Here is a 16,274-nt window from a genome sequence, read left to right as displayed (position 1 = left end):
GATAGTAAGAAATCAAATCTATTTACTTTTGAATTTATATTAAAAAAATTAAATAACCGCGTAAATATCAGCTTCACGCATAATCAAATACTCTTTACCTTCAACAGTAATTTCAGTTCCAGCATATTTACCATATAAAACTTTATCACCAACTTTAACAGTTAAAGGTTCGTCAACTTTACCTGTTCCAACTGCTACAACGATTCCTTGAGATGGTTTTTCTTTTGCTGTATCAGGGATGTACAATCCTGAAGCTGTTTTTTCTTCTGCCTGAGCAGCTTCAACTACTACTCTGTCACCGATAGGTTTAATGTTTAATGCCATAATATATTTTATTTTTAGTTCTATTTCAATTATACTTAAACTTCATCAGCAATTATGCCAAAGCCCCAAGAACAGACTTTTGAGACAAATTTGCATCGAAAAGCAATGGACTGGCAGATTTATTTGAGATTCGCTGTCAGGCTGTCACTCTCCAAAACTGACAGCATAAAAAAAAGCCTCCGATATCTCGGAGGCTTTAAATTTTCTATTCAAGAACCTATTTAGTTGAGTCTGTAACTGTATTCTGTACAGGTGCTTGTTGACCAGTCCCAGCAGGTTGTTGTGTATTATTTAAGTTCAATGGACTTGTCTGTGCAGGAGCTTCAATTTGATTACCCAAACCGCCACCTACAGTAGCTGTTGATGATGGAGCTACAATATTAAATGCTAAACAGAAAACCATGATCGCAATCACTAATCCCCAAGAACCTTTTTCTAAAAGGTCACCTGTACGTTTAACACCCATAATATTTGTTCCACCAGCAAATCCTGATGATAAACCTCCTCCTTTTGGATTTTGTATTAAAACTAAAAATGATAATAAAATACTCGCCAAAATTATAAGAGCAATTAATATTCCTTGCATTTCTTTATATGTATTAAGTTAATTTCTTTTCTAAATTTAAAATTTCCGATGCAAAGTACGCATTTTTTTCTGGATATTTCAAAACTAATTTTTTGTAAACCTCTATAGCCTTAGGATATAATCCCTGTTCAATATAAATTCGGGCTAAAGTTTCCGTCACCAGAGAATACTGATCTTCAGAACTTTTCCTTGCTTTATTTTCGAGATTGATTTTATCAGCAGGCGGCGGCTTTATCTGAGGATCCTCTTTAATAAACCTTTCGATTAAATGATCTGTATTTTTTTTCTCAACTTGAAAAGGAACAGTATTTTTAAACTCTTCACTCAGCTTAACCTCTGGAGATTGCAAATGAAAAATATTCTCCCTAATCTGTTGATCCAAAAGCTGTGAATCAATTGTCTGTTTAAAACGTGTTATATCCTGTTCAACAGGTTCAGGACGAAAAATTGGAGCTTTCAAAAACGGTTGATACGTTTCCGCATGTTCTAAACGCGTTTTATGTAACCACCATAAAAAACTATAAGGCAGCAAATCATCATCATAAACACTAACACGTTCTTCTTCTCCTTTTTCTATAATAGTTTCCACAGGCAATATGGTTTCGGTAATAGGATATACATCCTCCGACTCCTGTTCCAAAACAGGTTCAACCTTTTCCAACCGAAAAAAATCATGCGCAACACCTGACTGAATCAAGGCGTTCAATTCCTTTTTTCCATCCTCAGCATCAACACCACTATCAACCAACTCTACTTCCTCATCAGTAGTATCCTCAAAATCTATATACTCATCGTCTTCAAACGCTACTTCAGCCGTAGGTTCTACCGGAGTAGCCTTATGCAGGTATTCATATAACCAATTGGGATTGGCTGCATAAAGCAAAGTAGATGAAATATTATGCACTTCCTTATTTAACAAATAAAGATGGCGCTCGTAAGCGAAACGAAGCGATTGTGCGTAAGGAAACTTAGCAATCAAGGACAACAAATCGGATTCCGAAAGCGTTAACGGATTATTGATCGCTTGATGAAACAAGTTGATATCTTCTGAAATTCGTTTATTTTCCATTATTGCATGATTACCAATTAGCAAATGCTCTATTATAAACATCTTCGACCAACATTTGAATAATTTCCTTATTCAATGTCTCTTCTTGAGCCGCCTGTAATTGTCCTGAAAAATCCTTATATCTGGTAAATGACTGTTCAAAATTATCCTTCTCAACAATTTTATTATGATAATTTACTTTAATCGTTATTGAAAGACGATTTAAGGCTGCTCGATCGGTCCCTGCTTCTACAGCCGCAGGACTAATGGTATAATCGGTAATAAAGCCTTCAAATGTTGCATCTGCATTATCATTTACCTGACTCAGGCTAGATTGATTACGAATCTGCTCTTTAAGTTTCTCTGTAAAATTCTGACTTAAAGTCGGATAAACCATGGATGCAATATTCTCAAAGTAGATTACGCTCACCGTCTTCATTCCTTCGGGAATTGACCCACCAGTAAAACCATACTTCACACCACAACTTGTTGCTGAAAACAGCAGCGCCATCATCATAAAAACAGGTAACAATCTTGATTTAAGCTTCTTCATAAACGACGATTTATAAATCTAAATTTAAGTCTTTAATTTTTCTATACAAAGTTCTTTCCGAAATACCCAATTCCTGTGCAGCTGCCTTGCGCTTACCACGGTGTTTCTTTAATGCCTTTTTGATTAAATCAGATTCCTTCTCTGTTAAAGAAAGCGATTCCTCCACCTCTTCTGCATCCTGAGTATCATAATTTAAATAACCGTCTTGTCCAGGATTACCTTTTAAAACATTGGGTTGGTGGATCGTTAATGTCTGTGAAGCAGAAAGTTGGTCCTGCAGACGTTCAGCACTAGGCTCAATTTCTTGATATAAACGATTTATATAAGGTGAATTTTCATCATAAGTGGCAGGATTAACCCCATTCTGAATCAATTCAACGACCAATTTTTTCAAATCGACCATATCCTTCTTCATATCAAATAGCACTTTATATAAAAGATCGCGTTCTGAAAAATCCTCCTTACCACTTTTATTAGCCATTATAGCAGGCAATGTTGAGCGCGTTTCAGACGGAAGATAATTTTTCAATATCTGAGCATCCACAACACGTTCCTTTTCTAATACCGCAATTTGTTCAGCAATATTTTTCAGTTGACGTACATTACCTGGCCAAGCATAAGTTTTCAATAACTGCTGCGCATCTTCTGTCAATTGTATACTTGGAGAACGGTACTTGTCAGAGAAATCAACGACAAATTTTCTAAATAATAAATAGATATCTTCAGCACGTTCGCGTAGAGAAGGAATACGTAATGGAAACTGTATTCAATCTATAATACAAATCTTCACGAAACCTCCCATTTTGTACCGCATTAAAAACATCAACGTTTGTTGCCGCAACAACACGAACATTCGTTTTCTGCACTTTAGAAGAACCTACACGGATATACTCCCCTGATTCCAAGACACGTAATAAACGCGCTTGAGTACCAAGGGGCAGCTCCCCTACCTCATCTAAAAATATAGTTCCGCCATCAACGACTTCAAAATATCCCTTTCTAGCTTCATGAGCTCCTGTAAAGGAACCCTTTTCATGCCCAAACAATTCAGAATCAATCGTTCCTTCAGGAATAGCACCACAGTTCACAGCGATAAAAGCACCATGTTTGCGTGCACTCATTTGATGAATAATATGCGAGAATACTTCTTTACCACTACCACTTTCACCCTGAATCAATACTGAAATATCAGTAGGAGCCACTTGGCGAGCAATATCTATAGCTCTATTGAGTAAGGGCGAATTACCTATAATCCCAAATCGATTCTTAATATCTTGATTATCCATCTTCTAAATTTAATAATAAAAGACCTATATTAAATCCTAATTAATCAACAATTTTACCTAACAAAGTAGCTGAAGTACATGATTCAATCAAAACAGTTACATAATCTCCCGCCTGATAGCGTTCATCTACAGGAAAAATAGCCATTGCATTTTGGTCATTACGTCCTGCAAAATCCTTGTCCGAGCGTTTTGAAAAACCTTCGATTAAAACACGTTGATTTTTACCAACAAATTGTTGCAAACGATCAAAGCTATGTGCTCTTTGTTTGGCAACAACCTCTGTTAAACGACTTTTCTTAACTTCCTCTGGTATATCATCGGCATAGCGTTTTGCAGCCAAAGTGCCGGGGCGTTCCGAATAAGCAAACATAAAAGCATAATCATACTTTACGTAATCCATCATACTTAAAGTTTCTTGGTGGTCATCATCCGTTTCCGTACAGAAACCCGTAATAATATCCGTTGAAATACCACATCCCGGAATAATACGATTAATCGCATCAATACGATTGATATACCAATCCCTATCGTAGGTACGATTCATCAATTCTAATACTCTAGAATTCCCTGACTGAACCGGTAGGTGAATATAGTTACAAATATTATCATGACTCGCCATTGTATGCAATACTTCATCCGTAATATCCTTCGGATGAGAAGTCGAGAAGCGAACACGTAGTAAAGGATCAACAGCAGCAACCAATGCCAATAAATTAGCAAAATTAATTGGAGCACTTGCTTCCTGCCCCTCAACTGTCGGAGCTGTATATTTATATGAATCGACGTTTTGCCCCAATAAGGTCACTTCGCGGTATCCCGCATTAAAAAGGTCTTGTGCTTCCTTCACAATAGATTCAGAGTCGCGACTACGCTCTCTTCCTCTCGTAAATGGGACAACACAAAAAGAACACATATTATCACAACCACGCATGATTGAAATAAAAGCCGTAATGCCATTCGAATTTAAACGAACAGGGCTGATATCAGCATAAGTTTCCTCACGAGAAAGCAATACGTTAACAGAACGATTCCCCTCATCAACTTGCGCAATTAAGTTTGGCAAATCACGATAAGCATCAGGTCCTACAACAACATCCACTAACTTTTCTTCTTCCAAAAACTTAGCTTTAAGCCGTTCAGCCATACAGCCTAAAACGCCCACAATCATCCCAGGATTGCTTTTCTTGGCAAATTCAAACTCTTTCAGACGATTCCGCACACGCTGCTCTGCATTCTCACGAATAGAGCAGGTATTGATAAAAATAACATCTGCTTCTTGATAGTTTTTAGTTGTCTCAAATCCAGTTTCCAGTAAAATAGAGGCAACGATCTCACTATCTGAAAAATTCATTTGACAACCATAGCTCTCAATATATAATTTACGTCCATTACGTTTTTCAACATCATTTTTAATCAATAATGCTTCACCTTGACGTGTTTCGTCGTGTTCCTTAGTTGTATGCGTTAAATCTAACATAGCTCAAAATTCAAAGACCACAAAGTTAAAAATAAATATTGGATTGATGACAGTTTGTCATATTAATATTGCACGTATATGAATATAGATTCCAATAAAAAAGCGCTGATGAATAATCAGCGCTTTTTCAGAACTATAATGAATGATTCTTATACTTATTTTGCTTGATTCTGAGCTTCTTGTTTCATTTGGCTTCCTGCAACGATAACAATCTCTACACGACGATTTGCTGCACGACCTGCTTCAGTATCATTACTCTCTAGTGGCTCAGAAAAATTCCTTCCCTCTGTACGGATACGTGATGAAGCCAACCCTTGAGAAACAGCAAAAGCACGAACAGCATTAGCACGATTTTCAGAAACTTTTTGATTTGCATCAAGTGAACCTACATTATCTGTATGACCAATAACTAAGATATCTGTACCTTGCTCTTTATTTAAAGTTGCTACTAAATTTTTGATGTTCTCTCTTGCTGAAGCTTTTAAATCTGACTTGTTAAAATCAAATAAAATACCTGAATCAAATTTTACAACAATACCTTCACCAGCCTGGGTAACTTCAGCACCTTCTACCGTTTTAGCAATTTCAGCAGCTTGCTTATCCATCTTCTTACCAATCAATACACCTGCAGCACCACCAATAGCAGCTCCTGCAATCGTACCAATAGCAGTACTACCTGCCTTGTTACCAATAAGTGCACCTAACGCACCTCCCGCAACCCCACCGATTACCCCACCTTTTGTGGTATTATTTGCATTTTGAATTGTTGAACAGCTCCCAAATAACATTGCTGATGTAGCCACAGTAAGACCAAAAACAGCTAACTTCTTATTCATTTTCATAATTATAATATCTTTAATAATATTTCTAGTGTGATTCCACAGCAATATTAAACAAACCAAATGCCAAAAAACAAATAATAGCCGATTAAGCCTATTTTAGTAACAAAAATATAGACAGAGAGTACGAGATAATAAAATACATGGATTATTTCTCCTGTGTTTTTACTTCAATATCAGGAAGAGTAAATCCCGCTGGACGACCATTTTTGTTAAAATCATCCAACGATCGCTGCACATATTCCAAAAAATCATAGTGTTGCCAGTGTTCAACCGCCTCGAAAGAAGGCCTATATATACGCATAAAAGATTCTAAATCTTTATCCTCCAATTTTGTTATCTCACGAACAGCTTCCTTTGAAAAAGCTTTATCAACCTCAAGTTCTCTTTTTTCCGAATCTAAAAAATGACTAAAGCGCTTTGCATTCTTTGCCTCACGACCAAAAAGATTATAAAGAGCTGTTGCAGGGCTAGCTAAATAAGTCCCAAATTTATTATTACCCCCATTATAGACTCCTTTTTTTCCGTAATCACGCATAGCTTCATTAAGCTCCGCTTCTTTTGTTTTCCTTTCTACAACAACAGTTTCCAAGGTAATACCAGGTTGCAGCTCAATATAAAAATCTTTTAAATCTGTGATCACGGTTTTCACTTCAGAATAGCCGACCTTTGAAAAAGATAAACTATCCCCTATTGATGCCTCGATCAAGAAAACGCCAAATGAATTTGAAATAACAGATTTATTAGTTCTTAAATTACTAATATTGACTTCAGAAAGACGCAGCGAAGTTCCTTTTTCAAAAACCATCCCTGAAATTCTTTGAATCTGTTGTGCATAAATATTTGTACCTGAAAAACACAAGAACAACAAGCAAAGAACACCGATGATATGACTAATTATTTTTCTATACATATTAAAATAAAAGTAATAATAGTTTGACATATCATATGTTAAAAAAGTTTAAATATTTTATAGACCCTTATTTATAAGGATAGAAAACGAAATTTGCGCCTTCAGGAACAACAACAAACAAACACATAAAATCCTGTGCACGTTTGTATTTTTTGAGAAAGGCCTCTTTTCTATCCTCTTTAATAATATTGGCCTCAACAAATTCTTCGAAAGTAGAAGCGTTGATACTCCAATTTGTTTTCAGCTCTACATGATCAAGAATCATTTCACCGACATTTACGACATGCTGATGTGCAATAAAAATCGGATAAGCAGACAAGCCCTCACCCATAATTTCTAAAGATATTTCTTTAATCGAATCGTTATAATAATCTAAATCGATTTTCAAACTTTTTAAAGGACTTGATTTTTGGGTTTCATCTTCCTTATTTTGCGAAGCTCCAAACCATTCTTCCATTTCCATAAATTATCCCTTCAATTTTAATAAAACAACATTCTCAACGTGTTGTGTATGTGGAAACATATCAACTGGCTTAATACGAACAACATCGTATTTCTCAGCCAACAGTGTCAAATCGCGTGCCTGAGTTGCTGCATTACAACTTACATAAACAATTTTCGGAGCTTCCATTTCTAAAAGTCGAGCAACAACATCAGTATGCATTCCTGCACGAGGAGGGTCTGTAATCACCACATCAGGCTTACCATGTTCTGCAATGAAATTAGCTGTTAATACATCCTTCATATCACCGGCATAGAACTTTGTGTTTTTTACGCCGTTTATTTCAGAGTTTATTTTCGCATCTTCAATCGCCGAAGGCACATACTCTACCCCTATAACTTCCTTCGCGTATTTAGCAACAAAATTGGCAATCGTACCCGCTCCAGTATATAAATCATATACCAACTCTTCGCCAGACAAACCAGCAAAATCTCTCGTTATCTTATACAATTCATATGCTTGAGCTGAATTCGTTTGATAGAATGATTTCGGACCAACTTTAAATTTAAGACCTTCCATTTCCTCATAAATAAAATCACGTCCATTATAAACGATTATATCTTGATCGAAAATAGTATCATTCTTTTTCTGGTTGATGATATAAAGAAGAGAAGTAATGGTCGGGAATTTTTCTTTGATAAAGGACATCAATAATTCTACTTGGCCATCCTCTGGGTACGCAAATACCACAATTACCATCAATTCTCCCGTAGATGAAATGCGAATGATCAGATTGCGTAAAACTCCACTATGTCCTCGTAAATCATAAAAGGAAATATCATTTTCAACAGCAAACTCACGAACACTATTACGCAAGATATTAGAAGGATCTTCCTGTAAATAGCAATGATTAACATTTAAAATTTTATCAAATCGGCCAGGTACATGGAAACCTAAAGCATCCATATTCATATCTTCGACATTATCATCAATAGAAGTTAACCACTTTTTATTCGAAAAAGTGTATTCCAATTTATTACGATAATACTTTGTCTGAACAGAAGGCAAGATCGGTTTCCATAGAAGATGTATCCACCTTACCAATACGTGTAAGTGCATTTTCTACAGACTGTTGTTTGAACAATAGTTGCGCATCATAAGTCATGTGTTGCCATTTACAACCACCACAGACTCCAAAATGCTCACAGAAAGGCTCAACACGGTGTTCCGAAGCTTTCTTCAAAGTCTGAATACGACCTTCGCCAAAACTTTTCTTTTTGCGTATCAATTCCACATCAACCACATCACCTGGAATCGCTCTTTCAACAAACAATACCAAATCATCTGTTTTACCAACACCTTTGCCCTCTTCTGCAATATCAACAATCTCGATATCACTGAAAACTAATCTTTCTTGTGAACTTCTTCTTCTCATATTGGCGCAAAATTACGCTTTTTTGATCAGAATTTTAATGAATAGTTGCGTGAACTAAATATGGAAGAATTTCCTTTTGAAAAGAAATGAAATTTTTACGAACGTCTGCTTCAGTAACTGCTGTAAACGCAAATGAAAAAACGATATTTTTACTCGTCTTGATAAGGAATGTCAACTTCTTTTCGGGGATGGAAGCTGCAATTGTATCATTTTGTATGAACGAACTAAGTAGTAAAAACTCCAAATCGTCCGACAATGTTTTTAAATATTCTTGGGCATTCGCAGATTCACGAATAAACTCCCAACCCACAAATTCATTACAGACCGTATAAGTCAAACGACTGACCTTAAGGATTGTGTTACCCAAGAAAACAGCTAAATCTTCTTCTCCCACATTTTTTTTCAAAATATCCTTAACATTCTCCTGAATATATTCCATCAAAATAGCGTGAAGAATAAGCTCCTTACTCTCAAAATATTTATAAAAAGTAGCTTTTGCGATATTAGCACGTTTCGCTAATTCGTTGACACTAGTCTTATTATAACCATACTTTCGAAATAACTCTCGAGCAGATCTTTTGATAGATTCAATAATTTTGTCTGCTTCCATAATTTAGCTTGATATCTTAAGTACTTTAACCGAATGATGGGGGACACATACATTAATAGCACATCCAGCTATAAGGGAGTGAATATACAGAATAGGGTTACTTTTAAAGTTAAAAAAGACAATCACATTATCTATGTCACTTGCAAACAAATGATTTACAAAAGATATAGACAATGTGATGGCACAATCGATTCGTCTTAACATTAAATAATTTCGCTTTCAAATTGAGATAAGAATCTCATATCATTCTCCGAAAATAAACGTAAATCCTTAATCTCATATTTCAAATTGGTTACGCGTTCAATACCCATACCAAACGCAAAACCAGAATATTTCTTACTATCGATGCCACAATTATCTAAGACGTTTGGATCAACCATACCACAACCTAAGATTTCCACCCAACCTGAATATTTACACAGCTGACAACCCGCACCCTTACAAATCGTACATGAAATATCCATTTCAGCAGAAGGCTCAGTAAATGGGAAGTAAGAAGGACGGAAACGCACTTCAGTTTCCCTCGCCGTATAACTCTTGTACAAAGTGAAACAAAGTCTGTTTCAAATCTGCAAAAGAAACATTTTCATCAACGTAAAGTCCCTCCACTTGGTGGAAAAAGCAATGTGCACGTGAAGAAATAGCTTCATTACGATAAACACGTCCTGGCATAATTGCGCGGAAAGGTGGCTTACCAGCTTCCATTAAACGAACTTGGACAGATGACGTATGTGTACGTAACGTGATATCATTACCTTCTTGTTTCTTAATAAAGAAGGTATCTTGCATATCACGTGCCGGATGTTCTGGAGGAAAGTTCAAAGCAGAAAAATTATGCCAATCATCCTCAATTTCTGGCCCTTCAGAAACGATGAATCCTAATTTCTTAAAGATTTCAACAATCTCCTTACGAACTAAAGAAAGTGGATGACGAGATCCTAATCTAAACCCTTGTCCAGGTAGCGTAAGATCACCTTCGCTCTTCTGAGCTTGTGATTTATTCGTACCAAATTTTTCGTGAGCTTCTTGATAAGCTTTTTCAGCCAACTGCTTAAATTCATTCAATACCATACCCAAAACACGTTTCTCTTCTACAGAAACGGTTTTAAATTCATCAAACAAATTCTTAACAATACCTTTTGAAACTAAAAATTTCAGCCTGAAATTTTCTACATCAGCTGAAGAAGTTGGAGCAAATTGCTTAATTTCTTCAGTATACTGCGTTATTTTATCTTGCAACATAATTATTCAAAGATACAGGAAAATATTATAAAAGATAAAGTGTTTTCATTCAAGAGGTACAAATTCATTCCACATTCTTAAAAAAGAATCATAAAAAAGAGCATCATGTTTGATGATGCTCTTTTTTATAGTTTATAAGAAATCTTTAGAACGGCAATGGATTACTATCATTCTCATTTTCTGTAAAATCAACGTCGACTTCTTTATTTTCAACTTTTTCCGCCTGCGTTTGTGCAGGAGAAGCAGTTGTAGGTTCAAAATCTGATTTACGACCCAATAAGGTAAAGTTCTCCGCTACAATTTCTGTCGAATAGCGTCTAACTCCTTCTTTATCTTCATACGAACGTGTTCTTAATCGTCCCTCAATATACACTAACTTCCCTTTTGTCAAATACTTGGCAGCGACATCTGCCAACCCGCGCCATAGCACAACTGTATGCCACTCCGTTTGCTCTACCCGTTTACCATCTCGATTAAAAGTTTCTGATGTTGCTAACGGAAAACTAGCAACAGAGACATTATTATCTAAATATCTAATTTCTGGATCTTTGCCTAAATGACCTACTAGAATAACTTTGTTGACTCCTGACATAATATTAAAGGTGTTTGGTTATAATTTAGCTGTTTCTAAAAAAGAAAAAATGAGCTTATGTTTAGCTAATTTATCCAAATCTTTTAACAAAACATAATTCCAATTTGTTTTTTTTCGCTCCAATCCCTTAAAACTTAACATCCTATAAAAGGTCGCATAGATATTCTGATGACTCAAAATATGTTTTTTATTTGTTCTCAATAGGCTTAATCCGACTTCTGAACCGAATAAATCTATAAATTCTGGACTAGCAAGAATCGCTAAACCGTCCAAAGCCTCAGCTGTTTCAATCATTGGAAATTCATATAAATTTTCCCAAACATCCGAAGCACCCCGCTTAGACATCAAAATAGCATCATCTTGTTCAATAATAAAGTAATGAAAATAACGATTCCTACTCTTCTTAGCCTTAATCTTAACCGGTAGATCCGCTACTAGGCCATTGACATTTGCAAAGCAATCCAATTGAAGTTCACATTCCTGACATAATGGTGATTTAGGTTTACAATGCAATGCACCAAAATCCATTATTGCTTGATTGTATATCGCAGGATGCGCTAAATCAAGATTCTCTTTTGCCAATTGTGTAAAAATTTTTTTTCCTGCAGGAGTATTTATTGGCGTATCAATGCCATAATACCGCGCGAGTACACGAAAAACATTACCATCCAAGACTGCTTGAGCCTCGTCATTAGAAAAAGAAGAAATTGCAGCAGCGGTGTATTCACCGACACCAGGCAATTTAATTAATTCGACATATGTTTTAGGAAATTCACCTTGATACTCATTCTGTACAATACCCGCAGCCTTATGCATATTTCGTCCTCGCGAATAATAACCCAGACCCTGCCATAAATGCAAAATATCATCCTCTGAAGCATTTGCAAATGACAATACATCAGGGTACCTTTCTACAAACCTCAAGTAATAAGGCATTCCCTGCTCTACCCGAGTTTGCTGTAAAATAATCTCAGATAACCAAATTTTATAAGGATCTCTTGTATTTCGCCAAGGTAAATCACGTTGATGTTCATGATACCATTCTATTATTTTCTTCGCAAATGACATCCTACAAAAATGCGCTTTTTATCGTAGCTATCAAATAAATGCCCTACTATTATTTCCGTAATTCCTTTTCAAGAATTGCTTTCAACTCCATCACTTTTTGAGGATTACTTTCTGCAATATTATTTCTTTCGCCTTTATCAATACTCAAATCGTATAATTGGTCGACCTCATCATTTCCAAGTTCAATATTGACAAGACTGTTTCTTTTAGCCCCCTTACCGGCTTTAATATATTTAAAATTACCTTCCAATACACTTAATGTGCCTGATGATTTTATTAAATGAGCTCTCCCTACCGAATCCTTACCAGTAAAGCTCTTCCATAAATTCTGACTATCAACAGCCTCATCAGCATTATATTTAACATTAAAAAATGAAGCAAAGCTACTAAGCAAATCAACCTGACAAACTAAAGCATCAGATGTAGTACCCTCCTTAATCATTTTTGGCCAAGTAATAAAAAAAGGAACACGAGTACCCGCTTCAAATGCCGAATATTTACCTCCGCTAAATGGTCCAAATGGATTATGCCCGTTCAGTTGTGTAACCGCACCATCATCATAACCATCATCCAACACTGGCCCATTATCACTAGAAAAGATAATTATCGTATTTTCATAAATTTGATTGTCCTTTAAAGTCTTCACCAATTGCCCAACAGTATAATCAAGTTGTAAAATTGCATCTCCACGATAACCCAATCCACTTTTACCCTTAAACATCGTAGCAGGCATACGAGGCACATGTGGCTCGGTAGCGTTATAACTTAAGAAAAACGGGATTTGACGATGATCTTGAATGAAATGAATTGCTTTGTCAGCAAATGTTAAAGTAAGCTCCTCATCTACCCATTTAGCTTCTTTACCCCCCGACATCCATCCAATTCTACCTATACCATTCACTATCGTATTATCATGACCATGATTTGGTGAGTTTTTCATCTTCAATAAATCAGGATTCTCTTTACCTGTAGGTTCATTTCCTACCTTTTGGGTATATGATACTACAATCTTATCATTATGATCCACACCAAGTACATCATGGTTTTCTAAAAACACCGTTGGCACTCGGTCAGCAGTTGCAGGAAAAATAAAAGAATAATCAAACCCAACTTCTAAAGGACCCGGCTTAATACTTCCGTTCCAATCCTTATCAACTTGATCCCCTAAGCCTAAATGCCATTTTCCAATCACAGCAGTTTGGTAACCGGCCTGCTTAAACACTTTAGGTAAAGTCACCTTATCTTGAGGAATGATTAATTTCGCATCACCCGGCAAAATACCTGTTCCCGTCTGACGGAAAGGGTAATTTCCAGTCATTAAAGAGTAGCGGGAAGGAGTACAAGTCGCTGCAGTTGCATGACCATTTGTAAACCTAATTCCATCGGAAGCCAAAGCATCCAAATTTGGCGTCTTTATTTTAGTTGCACCATAGCTCCCCAGGTCGCCATAGCCCAGGTCATCCACATATATCAATACAACATTTGGTTTTTGTTGCTGTCCAAATACCGAAGTAAAGGGAACAATCAAGGTCAATAGACCAATGAGATAAGAGTTGCCTAGTTTCATTACAATTTTTGATTAAAAATGCTTAGTGCATCGTTATCTTCCACCTTTATAATTTCTCGCTTCAATTTCTTTTTCAATTTATTTACAATCTTTGAAGATGTTGAATCATATATATTTTTCATTTCAGAAGGATCTTGGGTAAGATCATACAACTCCCAACTATTAACACGTTTATAAAAACGAATTAATTTGTATCGACCATCACTCACTCCAAAATGTGGAGATACAGCATGTTCACCATTTTCATAATAATGATAATATAAACTCTGACGTCCTTTATTGTCTTTCCCTTTCAATACATTAACAAATGACTCTCCCTGCATTTGGCTTGGTTTCTTCACTCCAGCTAACGCTAACAAAGTCGGGGCAATATCAACATTCATAACTTGAGCATCAGATACCGATCCCTTAGCAATCATTTCTGGAAACCTGGCAACCATTGGCGTCCTAAAAGACTCCTCATACATGAAACGCTTATCAAACCAACCATGTTCACCCATATAAAAGCCTTGATCAGACAAATAAATAACAATCGTATTCTGCTCTAAATCATGTTCCTTCAAATAATCTAATACTCGCCCGATATTGCGATCCATAGATTCCGCAGTATTCAAATAATCAATCATATAACGACGGTACTTCCACTCAGCCAAAGCTTTACCGGAAAGTTTCTGCATGTCCAATTGTTCTTTTATTGGTTTATAATAAGCCAAATACTTCCTCATCTGATCTTCACTCATGCGAGAGAAATTCCCATCTTTTTTCATTTCGGCAACTGAGTTATACATTTTTAGATCATAACCCATCTGCATATCCTTATCAATGGACATTTCCTGTCCAGCAGCAGATAATCGGCCTTCATAACCATCATAAAAATTTTCCGGAAGGGGAAATTCCTTCCTATCATTTTTTCCAAAATCCTGAGGATCAGGCATCCAAGTGCGATGCGTTGCTTTATGGCCAATAACGAGGCAAAAGGGATTATTTTTATCTAAAGAATCCAACCAATGCGTTGCTTTATCCGTGACAATATCAGACACATAACCATTGACAGTCTCTTTTTGGTTATTTGCATTTATAAAAGTTGGATTGAAATAATGCCCTTGTCCAACTAAAACACTGAAGTAATCGAAACCTTGAGGTTCATTTCCTAAGTGTTGTTTTCCAATCCAAGCAGTTTTATAACCCACTTTTTGTAAGTCTTTTACAAAAAGATCCTGACCGTGATCAAAATTGGACGTTTCATTATCCTTAAATCCGTTTTTGTGACTATATTTTCCTGTTAATAAAGTTGCTCTACTTGGACCACAAATTGAATTGGTCACATAAGCTTTATTAAAGCGAACGCCTTCAGACGCAATCCTATCAATATTTGGTGTATGCCCCAATTTAGAACCATAGGCTCCAATAGTCTGGTATGAGTGATCATCAGAAATGATAATAACAATATTCGGTTTTTGCTGCGCGTAAGCAATCACATTCGCTACACAGAGAGCTATAAATAATGCTGTTTTCTTCATAAATTATAAGAGAATTAGTTTGGTTGAGCTTCAAACTTAGATAAATTTGAGTTTCTATGCAATTAAATTCTTATTAAATATAACTGCAAATTTTTCGTTATGCCAATCAAAATAAATAGTCGCCAAGCTATTACCATTGAAAAAGCAAGGTTACTTAATCGATGTTAATAGCAATAAGAAATCCAACAATCATGACTTCATAACCAAAAGGATGAAAATAATATAATAGGTCTCATTTTTGTTTTAGCCTAGGTTTATGTTTCTTTGTACAAAATTAAATCATGGAAAAATTGAGCTTTAAAATTGCAACATTACACCGCGGTAGATATATGTTGCTCATGATGTTATTTGTTTTGGCTCTTGTCTATATCGTTTCAAGACTTCCCATATCTGAAGTTGTAAAAATAATGGGATCCCTATTCTCATTACCACTAGTACTCTTCATCGCTGTAAAATGTTCAAAAAAAACATCCACTTGGACGATAAGCAACGATGAGTTAACAATGGAAGATAGCATTTCAAGTAAAACAATACCCTTGGCCAATATCGATTATGTACGCAACCTCAGAAGATCCGGCGGCAATCTGATTATTATCAAATTGAAAACAGGTGCTAATATTAGGGCGTGGCGAAACAAATTATTCGAATCTGAAGATGACCTAAAAAGTTTTTGTCAATACTTAAAAAACATTAAAACAGAATATTACGATATGTAACATGCTATTAAAAAAGAGAAAGATTGTAACTTTAGTTACAATCTTTCTCTTTTTTG

General features: G+C 35.8%; 14 protein-coding genes and 3 pseudogenes. 1 reads left to right on the top strand and 16 read right to left on the bottom strand.

Annotation, left to right across the window (positions count from 1 at the left end; all coding sequences use genetic code 11):
* Positions 1-48 precede the first annotated feature (48 nt).
* From groES to ACFX5U_RS00460, 16 genes and pseudogenes are all read right to left on the bottom strand, one after another.
* Positions 49-324: a co-chaperone GroES gene (gene groES, locus ACFX5U_RS00535; protein WP_021192191.1), complete on the bottom strand. Its 276-nt coding sequence runs from the start codon at positions 322-324 to the stop codon at positions 49-51.
* Between the two features lie 217 nt (positions 325-541).
* Positions 542-910, bottom strand: a complete 369-nt coding sequence (gene secG / locus ACFX5U_RS00530) for a preprotein translocase subunit SecG (RefSeq protein WP_038695390.1) — start codon at positions 908-910, stop codon at positions 542-544.
* A gap of 13 nt (positions 911-923) precedes the next feature.
* Positions 924-1,979, bottom strand: coding sequence for a tetratricopeptide repeat protein (locus tag ACFX5U_RS00525; protein ID WP_038701995.1), 1,056 nt, complete (start codon positions 1,977-1,979; stop codon positions 924-926).
* A 10-nt stretch (positions 1,980-1,989) separates the two neighbouring features.
* Positions 1,990-2,511 (bottom strand): LptE family protein, encoded by a 522-nt coding sequence (locus ACFX5U_RS00520; RefSeq protein ID WP_280571233.1) that lies wholly within the window; start codon positions 2,509-2,511, stop codon positions 1,990-1,992.
* Between the two features lie 10 nt (positions 2,512-2,521).
* Positions 2,522-3,797: pseudogene (locus ACFX5U_RS00515) on the bottom strand (sigma-54 interaction domain-containing protein).
* 40 nt (positions 3,798-3,837) lie between these two features.
* Positions 3,838-5,274: a tRNA (N6-isopentenyl adenosine(37)-C2)-methylthiotransferase MiaB gene (miaB, locus tag ACFX5U_RS00510; protein WP_038695384.1), complete on the bottom strand. Its 1,437-nt coding sequence runs from the start codon at positions 5,272-5,274 to the stop codon at positions 3,838-3,840.
* Between the two features lie 155 nt (positions 5,275-5,429).
* Complete coding sequence (locus ACFX5U_RS00505; RefSeq protein WP_280571238.1) at positions 5,430-6,116, bottom strand: OmpA family protein; 687 nt, start codon at positions 6,114-6,116, stop codon at positions 5,430-5,432.
* Positions 6,117-6,261: 145 nt separating this feature from the next.
* Positions 6,262-7,026, bottom strand: coding sequence for a hypothetical protein (locus tag ACFX5U_RS00500; protein WP_038695382.1), 765 nt, complete (start codon positions 7,024-7,026; stop codon positions 6,262-6,264).
* A gap of 67 nt (positions 7,027-7,093) precedes the next feature.
* Positions 7,094-7,489, bottom strand: coding sequence for a hypothetical protein (locus ACFX5U_RS00495; protein ID WP_038695380.1), 396 nt, complete (start codon positions 7,487-7,489; stop codon positions 7,094-7,096).
* A 3-nt stretch (positions 7,490-7,492) separates the two neighbouring features.
* Positions 7,493-8,903: pseudogene (rlmD, locus tag ACFX5U_RS00490) on the bottom strand (23S rRNA (uracil(1939)-C(5))-methyltransferase RlmD).
* A gap of 34 nt (positions 8,904-8,937) precedes the next feature.
* Positions 8,938-9,513, bottom strand: a complete 576-nt coding sequence (locus ACFX5U_RS00485; protein ID WP_038695376.1) for a TetR/AcrR family transcriptional regulator — start codon at positions 9,511-9,513, stop codon at positions 8,938-8,940.
* A 203-nt stretch (positions 9,514-9,716) separates the two neighbouring features.
* Positions 9,717-10,755, bottom strand: a pseudogene (gene pheS / locus ACFX5U_RS00480) (phenylalanine--tRNA ligase subunit alpha).
* Between the two features lie 145 nt (positions 10,756-10,900).
* Positions 10,901-11,347 (bottom strand): single-stranded DNA-binding protein, encoded by a 447-nt coding sequence (locus ACFX5U_RS00475; RefSeq protein ID WP_038695372.1) that lies wholly within the window; start codon positions 11,345-11,347, stop codon positions 10,901-10,903.
* Between the two features lie 18 nt (positions 11,348-11,365).
* A complete protein-coding gene (gene mutY, locus ACFX5U_RS00470; protein WP_280571249.1) occupies positions 11,366-12,415 on the bottom strand; it encodes an A/G-specific adenine glycosylase in 1,050 nt (349 codons plus the stop codon).
* Positions 12,416-12,464: 49 nt separating this feature from the next.
* Complete coding sequence (locus ACFX5U_RS00465) at positions 12,465-13,982, bottom strand: arylsulfatase (RefSeq protein WP_400262246.1); 1,518 nt, start codon at positions 13,980-13,982, stop codon at positions 12,465-12,467.
* Positions 13,982-15,502 (bottom strand): sulfatase, encoded by a 1,521-nt coding sequence (locus ACFX5U_RS00460; RefSeq protein WP_400262245.1) that lies wholly within the window; start codon positions 15,500-15,502, stop codon positions 13,982-13,984. The genes ACFX5U_RS00465 and ACFX5U_RS00460 overlap by 1 nt, the downstream gene beginning before the upstream one ends.
* Before the next feature lie 281 nt (positions 15,503-15,783).
* Here ACFX5U_RS00460 and ACFX5U_RS00455 point away from each other — a divergent pair, with 281 nt between their 5' ends.
* Complete coding sequence (locus tag ACFX5U_RS00455) at positions 15,784-16,218, top strand: hypothetical protein (protein ID WP_051959731.1); 435 nt, start codon at positions 15,784-15,786, stop codon at positions 16,216-16,218.
* The last annotated feature ends 56 nt before the right edge of the window (positions 16,219-16,274 follow it).

It is taken from the genome of Sphingobacterium sp. SG20118 (genome assembly GCF_044740685.1).
Taxonomy (GTDB): Bacteria; Bacteroidota; Bacteroidia; order Sphingobacteriales; family Sphingobacteriaceae; genus Sphingobacterium.
The sequence above is the reverse complement of the archived record's forward strand: the minus strand, read 5'-3'. Positions and strand labels throughout refer to the sequence as shown.

Coding starts and splice junctions, on each gene's coding strand:
- groES (WP_021192191.1), bottom strand. CDS start 324: ATGGCATTAAACATTAAACCTATCGGTGACAGAGTAGTAGTTGAAGCT.
- secG (WP_038695390.1), bottom strand. CDS start 910: ATGCAAGGAATATTAATTGCTCTTATAATTTTGGCGAGTATTTTATTA.
- ACFX5U_RS00525 (WP_038701995.1), bottom strand. CDS start 1,979: ATGGAAAATAAACGAATTTCAGAAGATATCAACTTGTTTCATCAAGCG.
- ACFX5U_RS00520 (WP_280571233.1), bottom strand. CDS start 2,511: ATGAAGAAGCTTAAATCAAGATTGTTACCTGTTTTTATGATGATGGCG.
- miaB (WP_038695384.1), bottom strand. CDS start 5,274: ATGTTAGATTTAACGCATACAACTAAGGAACACGACGAAACACGTCAA.
- ACFX5U_RS00505 (WP_280571238.1), bottom strand. CDS start 6,116: ATGAAAATGAATAAGAAGTTAGCTGTTTTTGGTCTTACTGTGGCTACA.
- ACFX5U_RS00500 (WP_038695382.1), bottom strand. CDS start 7,026: ATGTATAGAAAAATAATTAGTCATATCATCGGTGTTCTTTGCTTGTTG.
- ACFX5U_RS00495 (WP_038695380.1), bottom strand. CDS start 7,489: ATGGAAATGGAAGAATGGTTTGGAGCTTCGCAAAATAAGGAAGATGAA.
- ACFX5U_RS00485 (WP_038695376.1), bottom strand. CDS start 9,513: ATGGAAGCAGACAAAATTATTGAATCTATCAAAAGATCTGCTCGAGAG.
- ACFX5U_RS00475 (WP_038695372.1), bottom strand. CDS start 11,347: ATGTCAGGAGTCAACAAAGTTATTCTAGTAGGTCATTTAGGCAAAGAT.
- mutY (WP_280571249.1), bottom strand. CDS start 12,415: ATGTCATTTGCGAAGAAAATAATAGAATGGTATCATGAACATCAACGT.
- ACFX5U_RS00465 (WP_400262246.1), bottom strand. CDS start 13,982: ATGAAACTAGGCAACTCTTATCTCATTGGTCTATTGACCTTGATTGTT.
- ACFX5U_RS00460 (WP_400262245.1), bottom strand. CDS start 15,502: ATGAAGAAAACAGCATTATTTATAGCTCTCTGTGTAGCGAATGTGATT.
- ACFX5U_RS00455 (WP_051959731.1), top strand. CDS start 15,784: ATGGAAAAATTGAGCTTTAAAATTGCAACATTACACCGCGGTAGATAT.